A 22,216-nucleotide genomic window follows, 5' to 3' on the forward strand; every position below is an offset into this window, starting at 1 on the left:
CCTAAGATGCCTTTTTTATAAATACCTATAATAGTAACTTTAAACTAAGGTTCTAGATTAGCGTTATGATTTTCAAAAACCCAATCACCCAACCGCAACCGAGCTCACATTCTGGAAACCCCTTGGCAACTGTCCACCGCGATTACCACGACTGCCCGTATAGTTGGCCAGATCATTGGGCTTTAGTGTCACATGACGTTTGCCGGCGGTGATGACTAGGCTGTCTTGCAAGCTTAGTGGCGTGATAGCAAGTACTTCTTCATCGTCTTTTAATTTAATCAGCTTATTACCTTTACCACGTGCTTGCTCGGGCAAGTCATCAAGGGCAAATACCAATAAATACCCTGCATTGGTCACCACAGCGACATGGTTAGGTGCCACATTTTCGTTGCTGCTTGCACCGTCAGCATGGGCCGCCACTTCCGCTGGCCCATCGATACGCACGACAGGGAGCAGACGACTATCGGCCGCTAGATTGATGATTTTTTTACCGGCTTTTTGATTACTATCGAGGTTGCCAAGGGAGTTGATAAAGCCATAGCCGTTAGAGCTGGCGAGGATGATGCGCTGATCGTCGCGACCAGTTAATAGCTGCTCAAAGCTGGCACCTGCTGGCGGCTTGAGTACGCTGGTCAGCGGATCGCCTTGACCACGCGCCGAGGCTAGGCTATGCGCGTCGACACTATAGCTACGCCCTGTGCTATCGAGTACGTAGATTCTCTCGTTGGACTTACCGCGTGCGTGCGCTTGATAACTGTCCCCTGAGCGATAGCTCATACCAGCGGCATCGACGTCATGACCTTTCGCAGCGCGAATCCAGCCTGCTTTTGAGAGTATTGCGGTGATAGGCTCGCTTGGTACCAGATCCGACTCTTTTAGCGCCTGCGCTTCTTCGCGCTCTGCTAGTGGTGACATGCGCTCGTTGCCGTGCTCTTTCATATCGGCGCTCAGCTCTTCAATCATCAGATTGGTCAGGCTGTCTGGATTTTCCAAGTGCTCTTGAATGGTGGCGCGCTCAGCGTCTAGCGCATCTTGCTCGCGGCGTAGCTCAATCTCTTCAAGCCTTGCCAGCTGACGCAAGCGTATGTCTAAGATGGCATTGGCTTGGATGTCGGTCAGATCATAACCCTCCATCAATGCTGACTTTGGCTCGTCTTCCTCGCGAATGATACGAATGACCTCATCGATATGTAGATAAGCGATCAGTAACCCTGCCAAGATATGTAAGCGTTTATCGATTTTATCGAGGCGATACTGCAAGCGCCGCGTGACCACCGAGCGGCGACAGATGAGCCACTCTTCAAGGATTTCTTTGAGGTTTTTGACCTGCGGTTTACCGTTTAGGCCAATCATATTCATATTGACGCGATAATTACTCTCAAGGTCAGTACTGGCAAACAGGTGACTCATCACGCGCTCGACATCGACGCGGGTAGAGCGCAGCTCAAGCACGATACGGCAGGCGTTTTCGTGATCAGACTCGTCATGGATGTCGGTCACCCATGGCAGTTTTTTGTCCAGCATGAGTTTGGCGATTTGCTCTTGCACTTTATTGCCTGAGACTTGATAGGGCAGCGCGTCGATGATGACGAGGTTTTTTTCTTTGGGATCAATATGGTAGGTCGCACGCATTTTATAGCTGCCGCGGCCGCTTTCGTACATCGCCTGCAAGTCTTTTTTGCTGGTGATGATCTCAGCTGGCGTGGGCAAATCAGGCGCAGGTATCGACTGAGTGAGCTGCTTTACCGATAGCTCAGGATTTTTTAGTAAGCGAATGGCGGCGCGTACCACTTCATTTAGGTTGTGCGGCGGGATGTCGGTGGCCATACCGACGGCGATCCCTGTCGTGCCGTTTAACAAGATATTGGGCAGGCGCGCAGGCAAGGTAACAGGCTCTTGTAAGGTACCATCAAAGTTATCTTGCCAATCGACCGTGCCTTGGCCGAGCTCTGCCAGCAAGGTGTTGGCATAGGCAGACATTTTGGCCTCGGTATAGCGCATGGCGGCAAAGGATTTGGGATCATCAGGGCTGCCCCAGTTGCCTTGACCGGTGATCAGCGGATAGCGATAGCTAAACGGCTGCGCCATCAGTACCATGGCCTCATAACAAGCACTGTCGCCATGCGGGTGGTATTTACCCAGTACATCACCGACGGTACGAGCAGACTTTTTGGCTTTAGCAGAGGATTTTAGGCCAAGCTCACTCATGGCATAGACGATACGACGCTGGACGGGCTTTAGGCCATCGGCGATATTTGGCAGCGCCCGATCCATGATGACGTACATGGCGTAGTTGAGATAAGCCTGCTCGGTGAATTCCGCTACCGAGCGGGTGTCCATCGGCTCATGAGAAGGAGCGGCAGGGGCGATATGGTCAATAACATCGGACATAAAGTAAGGTTCACTTATCAGTTTTAATAGGTATAGGTAATGGGTATGAATAATGCGCATCAGCGCCAAAATAAGATAGTGCTATCGTAAAGGATATCGGCAAAATTAAAAAGAGATAACTCAGAATAGACGACAAGGTGTGACGTGCCTGTTCAGGCAAGCAAGGTAAAATAATGCAACTCGCTTCACGTGCTATAAAAGCCAGCGTTTTCGTCACACTCTAGCAATAACCGCATCAGTGAGGATGGTTTGATATAAAAATAAAATATTGTCCAGTAATAAATAAGAAAATGAAAATCTATGAAATGGCGAGTCATTTATTACTTAACTGTTTGATAATAATGATATTAATGAACGTCAAGTGGCTTTGCGAACGCAAGTAGCAATCTTTTATATTGAGTAGTCTTTATAAAGTGTGTATGTTAATGAACAAAGGGCTATTTACCGCTATAGGGTTTGCTTGTCACCATACAGCAAGGTCGGTGCCTGACGGCCATCATCATGGTTTGCCAGCGCTTTGAGACTTTGTGTGTTTGTCACGCTGTGATTTGTATGAGTGGACGGTAGCGTACTATTACTAGGAGAGAAAAGATTATGGAAAATCACGGTAACTTGATTCGTCGTAACGACAAAGTATGGGTCAAAACTTACGAAAAACTGGGCATGCAGTACGATATCGATATGCCGCCCGCCGATACCTCGTTGATCGAGATACTTGAGCAAAACTTCATCAAACACGCTGGCAAAACCGCGTTTGTCTGTATGGATGTCAAACTCTCGTACGAAGAATTAGACCGTTATAGTAAGCAGGTCGCCGCCTACCTACAGTCCCTCGGCCTAAAAAAAGGCGATAAAGTCGCGGTAATGATGCCAAACATCCTGCAGTTGCCCGTTGCTGTCTTGGGCGTACTGCGGGCAGGTCTGACGCTGGTCAATGTCAACCCCCTTTATACCACCAAAGAGCTTGCCCATCAATTAGAAGATTCTGATGCCAAAGCGCTGATTTTATTAGAAAACTTCGCTAAAACCTATGAAGATATCGGCAAGGAGATGGTCGATCATGTGGTAGTGACATCGATGGGCGACTTGATGAGCCCGCTGAAAGGCTTCATCGTCAATGCTGTGGTGCGCCATGTCAAAAAAATGGTGCCAGCCTATCACATCAATGGTAGCGTCAAATTCAAAAAAGCGCTTAATCGCTTTTCGGCTGCCAGCTATCAGCGCCCCAATGACATCGGTTTGGATGATGTCGCGGTACTACAGTATACCGGTGGTACCACAGGCGTGGCCAAAGGCGCGATGCTCACGCACGGTAATTTGGTTGCCAACTTGATTCAGTGTGACACGTACTTAGGCGATGCTTTTGATAAGTTTGAAAAAATGAATGAGCAGCCAGTGATTATGACGGCACTACCGCTGTATCATATTTTCTCATTTACCGTTTGTGGTATGTATGGCCTCTATCGCGGCTGTATTGGGCTCTTGGTACCTAACCCACGCGATGGCGCAAGCTTAATCAAAGCCTACAAAGATTATCCACCTGCGTTTTTCCCAGCGGTAAATACCTTATTTAATGCGCTTGCCAATAGTGAGGTGTTCAAAGCGCTCGATCATAGCAAGCTTGAGATGTCGATGGGCGGCGGTATGGCTGTGCTAAAGGATACAGCGGCAAAATGGCAGCAAATCACGGGCAATATCATTGTACAGGGCTATGGTCTATCAGAGACCTCGCCCGTTGCCTCAGCAAACCCACAAGGGACAGGCGAGTTCTCAGGCAACATCGGTCTGCCAATGCCAGCCACGGATATGGCCATCTTGGATGAGGCGGGTAATGAGGTTGAGATTGGTGAGCGCGGCGAGATTAGTGTGCGCGGGCCGCAGGTAATGAAAGGGTACTGGAAACGCGATGATGCCACGAGCGAGGTGATGACGGCGGATGGTTATTTCCGCACCGGTGACATCGGTGTGATGGATGAAGAAGGCTACTTTAAGATTGTCGATCGCAAAAAAGACATGATCTTGGTGTCAGGCTTCAACGTTTATCCAAACGAAGTAGAAGACGCCATGTCAGGTCATCCAAAGATCTTAGAGTGCGGTGTCATCGGTATCGATGATGAAAAAAGCGGTGAGGTGCCAAAGATTTATGTGGTACGTAGTGACGACAGCTTGACAGAAGAAGAAGTCATCGCTTATGGCAAAGAGAATCTAACGGGTTATAAGCGTCCGCGTTATGTGGAGTTTATCGACGAGCTACCAAAGTCAAACGTAGGTAAAATCTTACGCAAAGACTTGCGAGAGCTTGAAGAAAAAAACCACTGTTAATCTTCTGCTTGCTTGAGCTAAGCTGATTATCTAATCACGACTCACTAGGGCTATGATTCTATAGTCTGAGTGGGTTTTGCTCGAGATGTCATCGTACACAAAAATGATAAGGCCGCTGGCTGCTGCTTTATCATTTTTTGTCTTTTCTGCTATTTTTGTCTGTACAACATCATGGCCATAGATAGAGAATTTTGCATAAAACTGCTATAGTGCCCACCGACCTATTTTTGTATATATCTGTTGGTTTGGCTTGAGCGGTTTGGCAAAACCATCATAATGACAGTAAGGTATACCTTAGCGTGTGGCTAAGGCATGGTATCACTTATCGATGACGTGGTATGGCTTTGTGACTTGCAAAGCTTATGAATGATAAACCCAATGGTGTTGCCTTGTTTTTTTATTCATAAGCTTTTGTAGCCACAGATTTGCTGCGATAGATAAGGGTGCTTTATTGGGGCATGTCTTTCATTGAATCGATGCACTGCTTTTAATTGATGCACTGCTTTTAATCAAGGCATCGCTAAAGGGCGAGAAATGATGACGTGCTTTTGATTATTTTATGTTTTTAACGGCAACATTTAGGGAAAATTATGACCGACAGTATCAATAAAGAGACGACAGAGGATCAAGCTGCCACGGGCCATACCGCTAGGCAGGCATATCAAGACAACGCCTTTCCCGATATGCCGACGATAGACAGCGACAGTCCGTGGTTGAGTGCTTATGAGCGTTATGGCATCGCAGCAACTATCGATATGCCGGAGGACAATACCTCTTTACTTGATGTGTTTGAGCGTAATTTTAGTCGTTATGGGCAAAAGCCTGCCTATATCTGCATGGGCGCTTCGGTTAGCTTTAAGCAATTGGATTTGTACAGTCGCCAAATCGCCAGCTACTTGCAGTCACTAGGACTGGTCAAGGGTGATAAGGTTGGGGTGATGATGCCCAATATCTTGCAGTATCCTGTTGTGGCCTTGGGTATCATTCGCGCAGGGATGGTGCTGGTCAATGTCAATCCCCTCTATACCAGCCGCGAGCTGTCGCATCAGCTGCATGATAGCGGTGCCAAAGCGCTGTTTATCGTCGAAAACTTTGCTAAGACTTATCAAGATGCCGAAGACAAAGGTCAGGTCGAGCATGTGATCTTGTGCAAAATCGGCGATATGCTGGGCACGCTCAAAGGCGCGGTGGTCAATCTTGTGGCTCGCCATGTCAAAAAAATGATTCCAGCCTATAGCTTGCCAGACAGTGTGAGCTTTAAACAGGCGCTAAACGCTGTATCAGCCAGCAAGTACCAGCGTCCAGATATGAACCTCAGCGATGTGGCGCTGCTCCAGTATACCGGCGGCACCACAGGCGTGGCCAAGGGTGCCATGCTCTCTCACGGCAACCTAGTCGCCAATATGCTACAGATCAGCGCCTTGATGAATAGTGCCTTTGATGATGATGTCGATGCCAATGATGTTATCTTGACAGCACTACCGCTGTATCATGTCTTCTCCTTTATGGTCTGTGGTATGTACGGCATGTATCAAGGCTATGCAGGGCTGCTGATTCCAAACCCACGCGATTTGGATGGTTTGATTAAAGAGATGGGCAAATACAAGCCCTCGTTTATCCCAGCGGTCAATACCTTGTTTAATGGTTTGGTACACAAAGAAAGCTTTGCCGACTTGGACTTTTCTAATCTAAAAGCCTCTATCGGCGGCGGGATGTCGGTGTTGCCAAACGTGGCAAAAGAGTGGCATAAAATCACAGGGTTGCCTATCGTTGAAGGCTATGGTCTGTCTGAGACCTCGCCTGTGGTGGCCTTTAACCCAATGACCATCTCTGAGTTTACTGGCAAGATTGGTATTCCAGCTTCGAGCACCGATGTGATACTCATCGATGAGGACGAAAACGAAGTGGCATTAGGCGATCGCGGCGAGATTTGCGTCAAAGGCCCACAGGTGATGATCGGCTATCAAAACCGTCCAAAAGAAACCGCCGAGACCTTTACCAGCAATGGATACCTAAAAACAGGCGACATCGGTATCATGGACGAAAAAGGCTTTATCAAAATCGTTGATCGCAAAAAAGACATGATTTTGGTGTCAGGGTTTAATGTCTATCCAAATGAAATCGAAGAAGCCATGAGCGAGCATCCAGCCGTGGTGGAGTGCGGCGCTATTGGTGTGCCAAATGAGCAGCGCGGCGAAGAGCCTAAGCTGTTTGTGGTCAAAAAAGGCGAGGTCACCGAGCAAGAGCTGCTTGATTTTGGTAAAAAACAACTGACAGGCTATAAGCGTCCGCGTCATATACAGTTTGTTGATGAATTACCAAAGTCAAACGTCGGTAAGATTTTGCGTAAAGAATTGCGTAAGATGGAAGGTCTAGAATAACACCAGCGTCTTTTTTGTAGCGGCGTAATGGCTGGAGTGAATCTTGCTATTGCGCCGCTGCCACGTTAGGATATCGTCATACGGGCATCAGCTTAGACATTGGCTGACTGAGAGTTTGTGGTTCATGGCGCTTTGCGCGTGCTACCTTTTATTGACAACACTTATTTTACAACACTGCTTTAAAACAAGTACTAGGAATTTTTATGCGTATTGACAATCGTGAGCTTGACCAACTTCGCTCGATCAGCTTTGAGCGCCATTATACTAAGCATGCTGAAGGCTCAGTGTTAGTCAGCTTTGGCGATACCAAAGTCCTGTGTACCGCTAGTGTTGAGTCTGGTGTACCGCGCTGGCTAAAGGGTAAGGGTAAAGGGTGGATCACGGCCGAATACGGTATGTTGCCACGCGCGACCAACACCCGTAACCAACGCGAAGCGGCGCGCGGTAAGCAGTCAGGTCGTACGCAAGAGATTCAGCGCCTCATCGGTCGTAGCCTGCGTGCTATGATTGATTTGAGCAAGCTTGGTGAAAACACCATTTATCTTGATTGTGATGTACTCCAAGCTGATGGTGGTACGCGCACCGCCAGTATCACAGGAGCGGCCATCGCGCTGATCGATGCGTTAGAGAGCCTACAAAAAACCAAAAAGCTCAAAGCCGATCCATTGATTGGCCTAGTGGCGGCGGTCTCTGTGGGCATGAAAGACGGCAAAGCGTATTTGGACCTCAACTACGAAGAAGACGCCAGCTGTGATACCGATCTAAACGTCGTCATGACCCAAAAAGGTGAGTTCATTGAGCTACAAGGCACTGCCGAAGAAAAGCCATTTACTCGCGCCCAAGCAGACGATATGCTAGCGCTGGCCGAAAAAGGCATTGCGGAGCTGATTACCATGCAGCAGACGGCGCTGGGCTGGTAAGCGACGTTTTTTGGTCTTATCGTCCTCTAAAGACGCATCATTCTTGCAGTAAATACTCGGCAATAGGTAACGATACATGCTCAAGCTGACCGATGACGGCGCCAAAATCACCTTACAAAATCAAGCGCCAGCGGCTGACAATGGTATGTTTTGGTTTGGTACCGCCTTGCTCGTGGGTGCCGTGGCGGTCGCGATGGCCATGAGTTTGTTGCCTGAGCGCCTTGCTATTGGCGCGCTGGCTTTGCTCATCGTTGGTAGTTTTATTTTTAATAAAAAACGCCAGCAGCAAAAACAAGCTTTGAGCAAAAATATCAGTAGTGGTGTGCTGTGGGTGCGTAGTGGTGAGCTGGTGCATGACCATCAAGGTAAGCGTCAGCATATCACCCTTATCGATAGTGACAATGTCACACTGATGGGTGAGCAGCTACAGATCACGGATGTCGATGGTAGCTGTAAGTGCCAGCTCAGTGGCTTTGAGAGTGTACAAGAGGCCAAAGCCGCCCAAGCGATCTTACAAGGCCAGACATTTGGCAAACGCCATGTCAATATTAAGATGAATGACAACCTGCCTCCCTCTTAGTCTTTCTATCTACTTTTTTAAACCTTATTTCATTTCTTTAAGCGACACTATAGCCAATTCGAAATAAAATCGATACGCTCATACCAGTTACCCGGTATCGTGTTTATAGTGAATGAACTATAGTGCTTGCAGATTTGCGCCCAAATGGTTTATAAGTAAGACTGAAAACTGGTATTTTGCTTTTTTGTTGTCAATGGTACCTTTGACAAGGAGTCAGTCATGTCGCGTTTGTCATCGTCTATGTCACTGTCTGTATCGTCCCCGATTACAGCGTCGTGTGGCGTGTTATTGCTACTTGTAGGTAGCATGACACCCTCTCATGCCGATAGTATGAGTGCGCTTATCGCGCAAAAATCAGCTCAGTCAGATCTGAGCGCCCGTTATACCCCCTCATACTCAGCCGTCCCTTCTGCTAAGATCAGTACGCGCTCTCGTATTCAGCGCGCCGATAGTTACCGCGCCGACACGGCAGTTACCGCGCCAGCGGAGAGCACGGCATATCGCTATCCTGAGCGCGGCTATCAAGCGCCATCTGTGCTGCCAGCGTTTTTGTCTGGTAGCTATGACAATATTGATAGTGAATATTTACCGATACTGAGTAGCGCAGAGCGCCAAAGCAGTATGGCGGCGCGTGAAGTCATTAGTACAGCACGTAAAATGGCGCTCAATGAGCGTACAATCATTCAAGGCGGCTGCTGGGATTATTTAGATGCAGTGTTTAAGCGAGCAGGGGTGACGCGCGATACAGTACACAAAGGCACATACCGCCAAGGGCCTTATGCTCATAGCAGTCAGATAGAAGCAGGTGACTGGCTGTACTATATCAATCACGGCTACAATGGCGTCGAGCATAGCGGCTTGTTTGTCGGCTGGGTCGATGAGCGTGCCAAGCAAGCACTGATTCTCAGCTATGCAGGCGAAAACCGCCGAGAGCCTGCGCGTTACCGAGTCTATGATTTGAGCAATGTCTATCAAATCATGCGCCCAAGTGTTTAAGCGTGATAAATAGGCTCAGGATAAAAACACTACAGCGAGACGAAGATGAGTTTTGCGCAGCAGCAAGCGGCATAGGCACAGCAACCTTACATGCTTTACAAAAAACGCCCATTATCTAAAGAGATGATGGGCGTTTTGGTTTGATCAGTCTAGCTCGTGTCGCAGTCTTTAAAACGGTTTGACCACCACCAAAATCACGATAAATATCAAGGCAAAAACAGGTATCTCATTAAACCAGCGCCAAAACTTATGGGTTTTGTAATGTGGGTTGTCGATCAGCTTTTTGCGATAAAAACCGCAAGCACCGTGGTAGGCCGAGAGCAGTATCACCAGCAGTAGCTTGGCATGTAACCAGCCTTGGGTTTTGTAAACCTCCCAGCCCAGTCCCAACATCCATAAGCCAAATACCCATGTCGCTATCATCGATGGCGTCATGATGCCGCGATACAGCTTGCGCTCCATGATAGCAAAACGCTCGTGACTGATGCTGTCCTCACTCATCGCATGATAGACGAACAAGCGCGGTAAATAAAATATCGCAGCAAACCAGCAAACCATAGAAATAATATGCGCCGCTTTGATCCAATTAAAATACTCTGCCATTATCCTCTCTCTTACTGTTTGGTCGGGTAGGCTCTATCATGTCGGCAAGCTTAGCACATATTGCCCACTAGTAGCGCAACTACCAGTGTGACTACCAATATGACTGTCAACGCAACTACCAACGTGACTATCAATCAATGGCATACAAAGGGCTACTGCGCCAACACGACCTGTGATTGATGGCCACTCATCGCATCCAGCACAGGCACCTGCTTTGGCGCACGAGGGGCGGCAAACTGAGCAGTGAGGCCGAGCTCACGCATCAGTCTATTATCACTCGATTGACTGGCGTTACCTGTGGTCAATAGTTTGTCACCATAAAAAAACGAGTTGGCACCTGCCATAAAGGCCAAAGCTTGCTCTGCATCAGAGAGGCTCTCGCGGCCAGCAGACAAGCGCACGTAGCTGGTCGGACAACAGATACGCGTCACCGCAATGGTACGTATCCACTCCAGCACAGAAAGCTGGCCTTCTGCTAAGACTTTATCACCGATCGGTGTGCCTTGAATGGGCACCAATAGATTGACCGGAATAGACTCAGGCGCTTTGGGCATTTTTAGCAGCTCGTGTACCCAGTCGATACGGTCGTCACGACTCTCGCCCATCCCCACGATATTGCCGCTACAGACATTGATACCAGAGTTACGAACATGAGCGAGAGTATCTAGGCGCTCGTCATAACTGCGGGTGCTGACCACTTGCTCGTAGTAGCGCCGCGAGGTATCTAGATTATGATTGTAATAATCAAGTCCTGCATCAGCCAGCTGCGCGGCCTGCTGGTCATCTAGCATACCTAGGGTCATGCAGGTCTCAAGCCCCAATGCTTTGACTTCTTTGATTAGCTCGACCACATAAGGCATGTCTTTGGCGCTGGGGTGTTTCCAAGCCGCACCCATACAAAAGCGCGACGAACCCGTGGCTTTGGCACGCTTGGCGGCGGCGATGACCTTATCGACTTCGATACGCTTTTCTGCTTGCAGTTTGGTGGTGTCGCGGTGGTGGCCTGATTGTGAGCAGTAGCCACAGTCTTCAGGGCAGTTGCCAGTTTTGATAGACAATAAGGTGCTAATCTGTACTTCGTTGGCTGTAAAATGCTGACGATGCACAGTCTGTGCTTGCATCAGCAAGTCCATCAATGGCAAGTCAAACAACCGCGCGATATCATCACGGCTATAGCTGCTATGAGAGGTAGGCTGCGCCGCTGCTTCGGCCTTTATGTCGGTCAAAAAATCAGGCTCCAAGCCGTTGTCTTTTGTGTTTTGCTGGCTGCTGGGCTCTGAGATATTAAGCAATCCTGCCATAAGATAAATCCTTTTATAATACGATAAAGAAGGTAGGTTGTGATTTTATATGATAAAAAAGGCTGCGATATAGTATACCGCAACCTTTTTAGAAAGTCAGAATGCTGCCAAAGCGTATCGACAGTCGATACCATCAACATACCAATGACAACGACTTTATAAGTCTAGCCTTTATAGAATTATAAAGGACTATAGAGCTATAAAGAGCTATAAAGAGCTATAGAATTATAAAGGACACTTTGGTAAGTAGGTGATTACTTACCCAGTTTGTGCTTGGCAACGCCGATCCAATGATTGGCAAACTGCTGCGCTTTATAAGCGTAAGGCTTTGCCTTTTGGATATAAGGTTTGTATTCTTCTGGGATGGCGGGCACGATGTGCTTGGCAAGTTTATTGAACCACATCATCAAGCTGTAGTCACCCTCGATGCTCAAGTTGCCTTCTTGTACCGCCGTCATAAAGCTTGGCAAATCGCCTTTGGTTAGCAGCTTTACGCCCGTCATCGAGTCTTTAAAAGTAATGGTCAAATCGGCTTCTGTTGCATGGCCACTTTGCTGACTAAACTGACCATTATCAAAGCGATAATAACGCGCAATACCAGACTCAGTGCTGGCAAGCTCGATGGTTACATCACGATCCGCAAGCAGCTTTTGTACGTCTTCATTATCACTATCGGCCAGCATAGAGAGGCGATAGCCAATCACTGCTAGCAATACATCTAACGGGTCAGACTTGATATCTAATACAGGTAGCGTAAACATCATAAAACTCCTAAAGAATAAGACAAAAAATATAGCGTACTTTATATGAATTTTTGCGACAAATATATAATTAGAGTATAAACCATCAAATACCATCAATTCTTTAGTAGTTAAGTAGAGAGCGTTTAGTATCTTGTAACATTATCCATCATCAATGAAAACGCGGCTGATAGTCGTCGTCATACACTGGCGTATGTTCGATATAGCGCGCTGCTTGCAACTCGCGCTGCTGCTGCACCGACTGACTGACATCATCGTAGCGCATGGCTCGATACAGCACCCAGCCTGCCAACGGCAACCAGCTGATACCCATGGCGATGACATAGCTATGCCATTCTGATAGCGCTAGCAGGGCCGGCCGACTGATCAATAGGCTTTGGACGGCCTCGACTGCTAGCCAATAGGCCATACCGCCAAACAGATACCATAGCAGCCAGCGCTGTGATGAAAACGCCAACGCCAGCACCAAGCCTGCTAGTAGCCCAAACGCAAACAGTGCCGTACCACTCAAGCTATCTATACCGATAAAGGAAAAAACAGTCATTAACATCATTCATCTCGCTATTGATAAGGTGAATTTCTTATAACAATGCGACTATTATGAAAGCTTGCTGAGTAAAGCTAAAGAGGGTAGAGGCGACTTTGCGACAACCGTTGACGTTTGGTTTTTTAGAATGACACGCGCCAATCACAAAGCCGACAAGCGGCCTCAAGCGTGGCGGTTGCCCCACCATGAGAGCAAGGACACCAACACAGCACCAAGTAGCATCAGCCCTATCGTGGTCGCCCACTGCGCGCCTGCCGGATACTGCCATGGCATGACGTTATAAATGGCGTCGCTGTCGAGCGTCCCCAACGCATCGACCTTCCACGGCCAGACTTTGACCAAGGAGCCGGCGATAAAGCCGGTCAGTAGGGCAAGCGTGGCTTGGTAATAGTGCGCTAGTAACCATTTGAGCGCCCGCGTGAATAACAACAGCCCCGTTGCCATACCAGCGATCACGGTCAAAAGGATACTAAAGTTCATGGTATCGACCGCTTCTAACACAGCGTCATAAGCGCCCAATAACAGTAAAATAAAAGACCCTGATACCCCAGGCAATATCATCGCACAAATAGCCACTGCCCCTGCAAAAAACAAATAAGGCAAGCTTGGCGTGGTGGTCATGATTGGTAGGCTGCTAATCACCACAGCGCTGATAAGCCCTGCCAAAAATAGTAGTATGCGGCCGATATTCCAGCGTTTAATCTCTGTCAGTAATAAAAATACCGTGGCAACGACCAGACCAAAAAAGAACGACCAAATCATGAGCGGTTGATGGTCTAAAAGGTGCTTGATCATACCTGCTAATGTGGCAAAACTACTGGCAATACCCAGTAACAAAAACAACAAAAACGTGGCATCGACTTGTCGCCAGACCGCAAGCAAACCTCGCAAACCACCCTCTGCGCGAAACACCTGCCACAAGCTGGGGCCAATACTGCCAAGCGCATTGATCAGGCGCTCATAGATGCCGGCAATCAAAGCAATAGTGCCGCCAGAGACACCAGGGACAATATCAGCGGCGCCCATCGCCATGCCCTTGATATAAGTGGCTGCCAGCGATTTTGGTTGGTTATCTGCTGCTGACGACTCGCTTGGCCGCGGTGATTGAGGTGCCGTCATGGGTACATCCTTTATACAAAAATACGTGATGGGATAAAACATCGAGCGAAACAAAGCTAATAAAGAAAAAATGCAATGAGATAAACATAAAAGCTAGGTCGATGACAAGCTATCAACCTAGCTTTTGTGAGCGTATAGTGACTCCACTTTAGAACAGGTACGGCGCGACTGGTATTTATGCTCCTTGCGTGCCGTACCTACGCCGATAGATGCTGCACAAAATAAATACCAGTAGCACGTGGCATCCAGTAGCACAAAGTATCTTGCAGGCCAATTTTATGGGGGATTGGCTATAGTGTTTTTTACCATTACTTGGTCGGGGCGAGCGCTGGATAACCCAAGGCATAAAGCGCGCCCTCAAGTCCTGTGACATTGATGGCAGAGTCGGCACGCGCTTGAACGATGGGTTTGGCGCGGTAAGCGACGCCCAAGTCAGCAACGGCCATCATCGGTAAGTCATTGGCACCGTCGCCGACACAGACCACTTGTGACATATCAATACCTAAGCGCTCGGCGGTCTGCTCGGCGATGGCGGCTTTTTTGGCACCATTGACGATAGGTAGCTGCACATGACCGGTCACTTCACCTTCGTCAATATCTAAGGCGTTGGCGTGTACTTCATCGATACCTAGCTGTTCGGCGATATAGTTGGCAAAATAGGTAAAGCCCCCTGATACCAGTACCGTATGATAGCCCAGTGCTTTGAGCGCACTGATCGTGGTGCGCGCGCCTGTCGATAAGGTCAAACGGCGGCAGATATCATCGAGGACATCGGTCGAGATGCCTTTGAGTAGCGCCACGCGCTGAGCAAAAGACTCATCAAAATCGATCTCTCCGCGCATCGCCGCCTCGGTGATGGCTTCGACTTTTTCGCCGATACCAGCGGTTTTGGCCAGCTCGACGATAACTTCTTGTTCGATCAACGTCGAGTCCATATCAAAGCAGGCAAGCTTGTGCGTACGTAGCATATGACCGATGGAGAGGATATGACAATCGACCACATCTAGCTGCTCACCACTGCCTGTATGGCTTGTATTGTTATAGGCTTTGGTCAAGTCGTGACGTAAGCGGGTGGTAAGTTGATCGTCGATGATGTGGGCGGCTGCCGTCTTTTTGGCAGGGTGCATCAAGGTGTCGGTCACAGGCACCAACAAATAGCGATAAACCTGCACGGGGGTAAATGGCAAGCGCTGCGCATCACCTGCTGTAGGCTCGGTATCAGACACCGTGATATTGACAAAGCTGGCATCGGCGTCTTCTGCTACGGTGACCAAGTGCCAGTTGGGCTGCTCATCGACCCAAGACTGTACATACTGATGAATGTCCAGTGCTGATACGTGAGTTGGCAGGACGACGATGAGGGCAAAAACAGGAAGGGACTGCAATGCGTCAAAATCTTGCAAATTCGTATTGTTGGGTAGTAGCGATGCAACAGAATCCACGGCTTGTTGCCATGCTTTGCTGTCTTTTGGTAACGAATAAGAGGTATTTTTTGGCATGACTCAATTGTCCCTTGTATGCTCATATAAGATTAGGAATAATAACAGTTTTACAGGTCAGCGCCTATAGATAGCGCGCAAAGTATTATGGTCTGCAAAAAACGGCTGCGTTGCCCACATAAATTTCTAAAACTGCGAACGCTATAAGGTTTATTATGGTGCTATAGTAGCTATGATAAGCGCGCCCGCTTGGTCTGTGTGATAAGAGCGATAGCGGTATGTAAGCACAGCTGTGTGTAAGTATGATAGCAAGCACAATAGACAAGACCGACGATTTTTCAAAATTAGCCAAAAAATGAGCGACAGTCTCGTTTTTTAATTTCATTTATCCAAAAAAGTTTACCATATCATGACGTATTTAGCGCCGCGGCAAGGGTTGTTTGCCATTATTCTTCTGGTTAGTTTTTGTTTGCAGACACTGCTATTGGTCATCAGTACTGATCAGCAGTTGAGCAAAAGTCGTGCGTTAAAAGGCGAACAGATGGTCGCACAACTGATAGATGAAGCGAGGCTATCGCTAGAAAACAAAGACCGTGTCAGTCTCAGTGTCATCGCCAATCGCTACACCAGTGAGCAGGACGTGACGCGTATTTTGATCAAAGACAACAACGATGATATCTTGGTACCAGTGGGCAACGCACCGATGCAGCAAGGCGATACCATCCGTCAAATCGCTACCAAAGGCGATGCGGTTATCGGTAGTGTGGCGCTGACGCTAAAAGATATCAGCAAGGGCGAGATTATCGCCATGCAGTGGCCGTTTGTCATTGGTATGCTGCTTCTGCATCTCTTACTGTGGCTGATTTATGGTTATCTTGCGCGCCCGACCAAAGAGCAAATCAACGCCATCAGCCGTGATATCTCAGAGCTACACCGCGAGCAGTTTAGACAGCTCGATCAACGAGGCTCTGAGCGTGATTATCAACGTAGCGACTATGAGGGCGACCGCCGCGCCGCAGACATTGAGACGACACAGAGTACAGCTGACAATACAACCAATACCGATACCAGTGCTGCGGTACGTACACTAAATATCCATGGCGCGGTCAATAGCTATATCAGAGGGCAGCAAGGCGCAACGTCTGCAGATGCTGACACTCGGATTGATACCGAGCATGACTTGGATATAAGTAATGGTATAAAGGACGATGTTGATGCGACATCCAAAGCAGACTCAGTCCATCATACAGAGGATAAGCCATCAGAAACAGGCCATGACCAAAGCATCGGCAAAGCGGCTCGTGGCAGCGCGCGCCTATCAGCCACGCGTACGTTTGATAGTGTCAGGGTACAAATCGTCTTTCATGATGAGTTTAATATGCTTGAGCGTCTAGCGCCCGCCCAGCGCCTACCATATCTGGCGCTATGCACACAGCTGCTCAACCAAGCGACGACCGAGCTACTAAAACAGCCGCTACTGCTCGGTGTTAGCAGGATAAATGAGCCAAGTTTTGATGATAAAGGAGCCAGCGTGCTGCTCAAAGCTGACAACAGCCACGCCAAAGTAGCGCTGGCAGGTGTAATGCTAGGCAAGCTATATTTGATGCTCAACAAAATCATCCATGATAAGCATATCGAGCTGTCACGTTTTGCGCTGCCTGCCAAAGCAGGTGTCAGTGATGATGCGCAAAGTGAAGCCATGACGCATCTGCTGCACGGTATCGGCAAAAAAGAGCAAATGCTGATCTTATTGCCCAATGCAGGTCTTAAACAAATCAGCAATCATGTCCAGGTACAGAGCATCATGCGCCCAACGACAGTCTATGAGCGTGAGTGTGCGATATTTGATGGGGGCAATGATGCGATGATTCAGCGGTTGGCGGATGTGCGTAATGCGGTGTTGATGGTCGACAATCAAGAGGCTTCTTAAGCATAAGTGCTCATCAGGAGCGCTGTTTTGTACCGAAGTAGTCTGTACAATTGCCTATAATACTGCTTGGCAAAGAGGTTTGGCCGCGATTGGGAAATATGCCATATTGACAAAAAGGATTGACAACTCTCAACAGAGACTTTATAAGGCATATATATATTGATGTATTTTTTATACCTTTGCTAAAACTGATAGGAGTTTGTCATGAGTGACGCTGATATTGACGACGATTTTGATGATGACTTTGTCGATGATGATGACGCAAAGATGGTAGAAGAGGCTGAAACAAGTGTGCGCACACGCTTAAGTAGCCTTGAAAAGCGTCGATTGATCGATAACTTGCTCGAAGAAAAGCGTTTAGCAAGAGAGCTAAAAGATGATCTTGATGATCTCGACGATTTCGATGAAGACGACGATGATTGGGACGACGACGATATCTGAGCGGCTACGTCATAGTGCCGGCATTTTTTTTCTGTCAGCAGCATTCGTCTGTCGCTCTAGCGCCGTATGTTTGTCAACTAAAGCCTTTTAATGACCGCTCTACAGCAGCGCTTCATCCCTCTATTGAGATTTGGCGTTGCCTGCTTTTATTTTTTATCATGACGGTTTGGATACGTGACTTTTAATAGTCGCTTTCTTGTCCCCTCCATCATCATGCCTATCTTCGATCGTTTTGCGATTGACACCCTTCATTTAAGGATTTTAACTCATGAGTGACCCATTAAGCTTTGACGAATTACTAGACTACTTAGATACCCAAGAAAACCCCTACGTCCTCGATAGTGTCGCCGCCCATGGTTTTTTGACCGCTACCGTCATCGGTCGCCCGCTGCCTAATTGGTTGGATGCGTTTTTTGAAGGTCATGTGAGCGAGATTCCAGAAAACGTCGTCGATGGTATCAAGCGCTGGCGTGCCGCTATCATGGCTGAGCTAAAAAACGAGACACCCATTGAGTTGCCTTTCAACGAAGACGCTGGTGATGAGGAAGTGGCGGTAGATTTCTCCGACGAGTCAGACATCGTCGCTTGGTCGATCGGTTTTGTCGATGCGATGTATGGCGAGGAAGCCAGTGATTGGTTTGAAGATGAAGAAACCAGCGAGGATGTGGCGGTGTTGACGCTACCGATGATTGTGCTCAGTGGTATCGATGATGAAGATCCTGAGCTGGCCGCCATGCGCCGTGATGAAGACAAGCTGGCACAGATGGCCAATAGTATCGAAGGCAATCTGACCGAGCTGTTTTTGTTGTTTCATACCAACGACTGATACCGTACCTAGATCGTCCCGTGTGTCAGTTCTTTTAGGTAGCAACTGTTTTAACAGACAGTCGCCGCTGTTATTTTGTATGCATAAGGTAATATCATGGCTTTGCAACTCTCCAATCTTGAGCATCTACCAGGGTATCAGATCACTGAGCGTTTGGATGTGGTCTATGGTAGTACGGTACGCTCAAAACACGTCGGCAAAGACTTGTTTGCTGGGCTAAAAAACATCGTCGGCGGCGAGCTGACCGCCTATACCGAGCTGTTAGAAGAATCGCGCCAAGAGGCAATCGATCGTATGGTGGTCAAGGCCGAAGCACTGGGCGCAGATGCGGTGGTGGGCTTGCGCTTTTCGACCTCTAGTATCGCTCAAGGGGCCTCCGAGCTGTTTGTCTATGGTACGGCGGTCAAGGCCGTACCGATGCCGGATCCAGCGCCTCAGCCTCCCCATCGTCACGATGATTCATCACGCCCGCCGCAAGCCGCGCCCACCCAGCCAAGCGCAGTGCCAGCTGATGACTTACCACGTTTCAACCCTTTTGGTTAACCACCTAAAAAGCCTATTTGCTTTTTTATAAGAAGAGACGTGTCATGAACCACTCATTCACCCAAATGCTTATCAACTATGCGCCGCTCCTTATATTGTTTGTGGTGGGGTGGTTTTTTGGCACCCGTCATGAGCGTCAGCATCTAGCGCAGCTACGCCAAGCTGAGCAAACGCTGGGTCATATCGTGGTCTCAAGCGAGCGGTTTTATCGTCCCAAACTGGCGGCGGACACGCAAGGTGAGCTGGTGCTCGGCAGCGTCGTGATCGCGCAAGATTATTTTAAAATGATCGTCGCGCGGGTGCTGAGCATCTTTGGCAAAAACCTAACCACTTATGAGACACTGCTGGATCGCGCGCGCCGCGAGGCCATCGTACGTATGCGTACTCAGGCACATGCCAAAGGCTACAATCACATCTATGGTTTGCGCCTTGAGGTGACCAATATCAACCAGCTCGGTAGTATGGTGGAGGCCATTGCTTATGGCACAGCGGTGCATAGTATCGATGACACGCCCTAATTGTCTTGCCTTCCTGATTTTCCTTCCTAGTTTGCTTTCCTTTCTTTGACCACCACATCTGACTGATGAGTCGTTGAATAAAACAGATAAAGCCGCTTTTACAACGATATACTTTGTTATATCGCTCCATGAGGGGGCGTATAGACACGATGGCATGGAATGCTGTCATACACCGGCCCACGCAGGGTCTTATATCCGGTCAAAAACAATAGCATAGGTGCTGACGCTTCGATGTGAAGGTGGCGGCTGGTGCGGGTTTTTGGGCGGGTAGTATCTACAAGGATGTGGTTATGGAAGGTCTGGAAATTGTCACCTTAGTCAACTCAGTTATCATCCCCATTTGTTTGTTTTTGATTATGATGGGTATGGGTCTTACTCTCGTCGCCAATGATTTTAAACGCGTTTTAACATACCCTAAGGCAGTTGGTGTCGGCTTGACCAATCAGCTGTTGTTATTACCGCTCATCGGCTTTGCATTGGCCAATATCATGCCTCTAGAGCCTGAATACGCCGTCGGCGTCATGCTGCTGGTGTTGTGCCCAGGAGGCACCACTTCCAATTTATTTACCTATCTGGCCAAAGGCGATGTGGCGTTGTCAGTGACGATGACAGCGATTGCTAGTGTCATCACAGTCTTTAGCATTCCTGTGGTGCTGAGCTTTTCGCTGATTTATTTTATGGGTGCTGGTAGTGCGTTTGAATTACCTGTCCTAAAAACCGTGCTGACGTTGGTGGTATTGACCATCGTGCCTATCAGCCTCGGTATGCTGATCAAACGCCATGCGCCGCGTATCGCTGACAACTCTCAGGTCTATGTGTCGAGATTTGGGGTGATATTTTTGACGTTTTTAGTGGTGTTTTTAAGCTATGTCCAGCGCGGTATCCTCGTCGAGGCGCTACTCGCAGCAGGTCCGGTATCGTTGCTTCTCAACCTCTCTACCATGGCGCTTGGCTACTATAGCAGTAAGTGGTTTGGCCTAAACTTGGCGCAAAGAACGTCGGTAACCTTAGAAGTCGGCCTGCAAAACAGCACGTTATCTATCTTTATGGCATTGACCCTATTGGCCAACTATAAAATGTCGATGACGCCTGCGATTTATACCCTCATCATGTTTTTGACTGCTGGTATCTTGGTCAGAGTGTTTGGTGCCAAATATCGTCAAGTAAAGCGCTCAGAGGTGGAGATGAGCGTCTTAGCTGCGCGCCGCTTATAACTGGCTATCAGAGCGATCCGAGTCGCCCTGTATTGGTTTTATAGAGCGTTGACCAGCGCTAAGGCCACCGTGCATCGGTACTTATAAGTAATCTATTCTAAAATAGGTACAGCGCTACGGGTATTTATTTTCTTTGCGCGCTGTGCCGACGCTGCTCGATGCTGCGCAAAATAAATACCAGTAGCATATGACATGAAGTGTGCCAATGTTATATCGGATTGACTATATTTTTTCGTCGGTCTGTTCTTTGACACGCTCTACTTCAAATAAAAAAGCGCGGTTTTTTAGTATCGCGACAAAGACCACGCCGCCCACCGTATTGCCAGCCAGCACCACTATCAAAAACAGCAAATAGCGCCACAGACTGACGGTATTGCCATATAGCAGGGCGGAGAAAATTTCGATGTTGCCGACGATGCTATGATGCAGTCCCAAAAAGCCAATACTACCGGTGATTAGCGTCACCAAGACGATACGGCTAATGGTATCGCGCGCTGAGGTCACAAGCCATGCTGCAATGCCCATCATCCAGCCTGCCAGTACGGCACTGCCAAAGATGACCCACCATCTAAACCCCAAAATATGCTCAGCATAAGCATCGATATCACTGGCGCCAAACAGCTGCATATTTAGGCCAAGGCCAATCATCAAGGCGGCAAACAGGCAGCCGCCGACGATATTGCCTGTGATAACGATACCCCATAGCCGTAGCAACTTGTGCAAGGGTTCGATTTTGTTTAAGACAGGCAGGCTTAAGAGGGAGGTCTGCTCGGTAAATAATAGCGACTGGCCAATGACAACGATGATAAAGCCCACCGGATACATCAAGGAGGCGAGGACGATGGCATAATCGCTAGGTATGACGGCGCTCAGTAGCGCAAAGGCTGATAAAATCATAAAAAAGCTGATGCCAATCTCAAACCCTGCGGTAAAGGCGCTGGTAAATAATGAGCCCAAAGAGCGCTCAAAGGTTTCTTTGGCATGTATCACTTGCTCCACCAAGATACTGGCATAGCTTTTTGCTTGGCTTAGATTGTCATCGCCTGCGACTTTTTTGATGGTTTCTTTGTCTTCATCGCTGATTTCTTTGGGTAGGTCTTCATCCTTTAGGGTCTTAGTTGCTTGTACCTCACTGTCGTCTGGCGGGTAGTCGTCTGCGGCGGCGTCATTGTCTGGCGCATTGTTAGGGCGCGCGATACCTTCTGCGATAAGCTTATTGCGTGATGGGTCGGCTTGGTAGGTGTTGTTATGCTCGGTATCTTTGGGCACAGTAAACTCGCTGGTTATGGGACAATGATGGGGCGCTACCGACTGGCAGAAGGTCATGACTAATATACAAACAGACGTTATATGCTACAGCATGACTATAACGTATTATATTTGC

At 48.3% G+C, this 22,216-nt stretch carries 19 protein-coding genes; 11 read left to right on the top strand and 8 right to left on the bottom strand.

Annotation, left to right across the window (positions count from 1 at the left end; genetic code table 11):
• Positions 1–84: 84 nt before the first annotated feature.
• Positions 85–2,391: a DNA topoisomerase IV subunit A gene (parC, locus tag R0I52_RS03825; protein WP_317053234.1), complete on the bottom strand. Its 2,307-nt coding sequence runs from the start codon at positions 2,389–2,391 to the stop codon at positions 85–87.
• A gap of 594 nt (positions 2,392–2,985) precedes the next feature.
• On the opposite strand from parC, the gene R0I52_RS03830 reads away from it, so the two are divergent.
• The 5 genes from R0I52_RS03830 (at position 2,986) to R0I52_RS03850 (ending at position 9,590) form a co-directional block, all read left to right on the top strand.
• Entirely contained in the window at positions 2,986–4,713 is a 1,728-nt protein-coding gene (locus R0I52_RS03830; protein WP_317053235.1) for an AMP-binding protein, read from the top strand.
• Between the two features lie 590 nt (positions 4,714–5,303).
• Positions 5,304–7,094: an AMP-binding protein gene (locus R0I52_RS03835; protein WP_317053236.1), complete on the top strand. Its 1,791-nt coding sequence runs from the start codon at positions 5,304–5,306 to the stop codon at positions 7,092–7,094.
• A gap of 203 nt (positions 7,095–7,297) precedes the next feature.
• Entirely contained in the window at positions 7,298–8,014 is a 717-nt protein-coding gene (gene rph, locus R0I52_RS03840) for a ribonuclease PH (RefSeq protein ID WP_100750069.1), read from the top strand.
• 76 nt (positions 8,015–8,090) lie between these two features.
• Positions 8,091–8,594 carry a hypothetical protein gene (locus R0I52_RS03845; RefSeq protein ID WP_317053237.1) on the top strand — a complete coding sequence of 168 codons (504 nt, stop codon included), beginning with the start codon at positions 8,091–8,093 and terminating at the stop codon, positions 8,592–8,594.
• Positions 8,595–8,813: 219 nt separating this feature from the next.
• Positions 8,814–9,590 carry a hypothetical protein gene (locus R0I52_RS03850; protein ID WP_317053238.1) on the top strand — a complete coding sequence of 259 codons (777 nt, stop codon included), beginning with the start codon at positions 8,814–8,816 and terminating at the stop codon, positions 9,588–9,590.
• A 168-nt stretch (positions 9,591–9,758) separates the two neighbouring features.
• Here the strand turns inward: R0I52_RS03850 and hemJ are convergent, their stop codons facing one another.
• The 6 genes from hemJ to serB all read right to left on the bottom strand — a co-directional run bounded on the left by hemJ (position 9,759) and on the right by serB (position 15,420).
• Complete coding sequence (gene hemJ, locus R0I52_RS03855; RefSeq protein WP_317053239.1) at positions 9,759–10,193, bottom strand: protoporphyrinogen oxidase HemJ; 435 nt, start codon at positions 10,191–10,193, stop codon at positions 9,759–9,761.
• A gap of 152 nt (positions 10,194–10,345) precedes the next feature.
• Positions 10,346–11,494, bottom strand: coding sequence for a biotin synthase BioB (bioB, locus tag R0I52_RS03860; protein WP_317053240.1), 1,149 nt, complete (start codon positions 11,492–11,494; stop codon positions 10,346–10,348).
• 254 nt (positions 11,495–11,748) lie between these two features.
• Entirely contained in the window at positions 11,749–12,258 is a 510-nt protein-coding gene (locus R0I52_RS03865; protein ID WP_227697328.1) for an SCP2 sterol-binding domain-containing protein, read from the bottom strand.
• A 148-nt stretch (positions 12,259–12,406) separates the two neighbouring features.
• Positions 12,407–12,799, bottom strand: coding sequence for an AciT family ciprofloxacin tolerance protein (gene aciT, locus R0I52_RS03870; protein WP_317053241.1), 393 nt, complete (start codon positions 12,797–12,799; stop codon positions 12,407–12,409).
• A gap of 165 nt (positions 12,800–12,964) precedes the next feature.
• Positions 12,965–13,921, bottom strand: coding sequence for a DUF368 domain-containing protein (locus R0I52_RS03875; protein WP_317053242.1), 957 nt, complete (start codon positions 13,919–13,921; stop codon positions 12,965–12,967).
• Positions 13,922–14,229: 308 nt separating this feature from the next.
• Positions 14,230–15,420, bottom strand: coding sequence for a phosphoserine phosphatase SerB (serB, locus tag R0I52_RS03880; RefSeq protein WP_317053243.1), 1,191 nt, complete (start codon positions 15,418–15,420; stop codon positions 14,230–14,232).
• 349 nt (positions 15,421–15,769) lie between these two features.
• Between serB and R0I52_RS03885 the strand changes: the two genes are divergently transcribed.
• From R0I52_RS03885 to R0I52_RS03910, 6 genes are all read left to right on the top strand, one after another.
• A complete protein-coding gene (locus R0I52_RS03885; protein WP_317053244.1) occupies positions 15,770–17,290 on the top strand; it encodes a hypothetical protein in 1,521 nt (506 codons plus the stop codon).
• A 204-nt stretch (positions 17,291–17,494) separates the two neighbouring features.
• A complete protein-coding gene (locus R0I52_RS03890) occupies positions 17,495–17,731 on the top strand; it encodes a PA3496 family putative envelope integrity protein (protein WP_075100353.1) in 237 nt (78 codons plus the stop codon).
• Between the two features lie 268 nt (positions 17,732–17,999).
• The gene (locus R0I52_RS03895; protein ID WP_075100354.1) at positions 18,000–18,557 is read left to right on the top strand and encodes a YecA family protein; all 558 of its coding nucleotides are present in this window, start codon (positions 18,000–18,002) and stop codon (positions 18,555–18,557) included.
• A 96-nt stretch (positions 18,558–18,653) separates the two neighbouring features.
• Positions 18,654–19,100: a YbjQ family protein gene (locus R0I52_RS03900; RefSeq protein WP_317053245.1), complete on the top strand. Its 447-nt coding sequence runs from the start codon at positions 18,654–18,656 to the stop codon at positions 19,098–19,100.
• Between the two features lie 44 nt (positions 19,101–19,144).
• Positions 19,145–19,618, top strand: coding sequence for a YbjQ family protein (locus tag R0I52_RS03905; RefSeq protein ID WP_317053246.1), 474 nt, complete (start codon positions 19,145–19,147; stop codon positions 19,616–19,618).
• 290 nt (positions 19,619–19,908) lie between these two features.
• The gene (locus R0I52_RS03910) at positions 19,909–20,832 is read left to right on the top strand and encodes a bile acid:sodium symporter family protein (RefSeq protein WP_317053247.1); all 924 of its coding nucleotides are present in this window, start codon (positions 19,909–19,911) and stop codon (positions 20,830–20,832) included.
• Positions 20,833–21,054: 222 nt separating this feature from the next.
• Here R0I52_RS03910 and R0I52_RS03915 read toward each other — a convergent pair whose 3' ends face one another.
• Complete coding sequence (locus R0I52_RS03915) at positions 21,055–22,101, bottom strand: formate/nitrite transporter family protein (RefSeq protein WP_317053248.1); 1,047 nt, start codon at positions 22,099–22,101, stop codon at positions 21,055–21,057.
• Positions 22,102–22,216: the final 115 nt, after the last annotated feature.

The sequence above is a fragment of the Psychrobacter sp. CAM01 genome, from assembly GCF_032842965.1.
Taxonomy (GTDB): Bacteria; Pseudomonadota; Gammaproteobacteria; order Pseudomonadales; family Moraxellaceae; genus Psychrobacter; species Psychrobacter celer.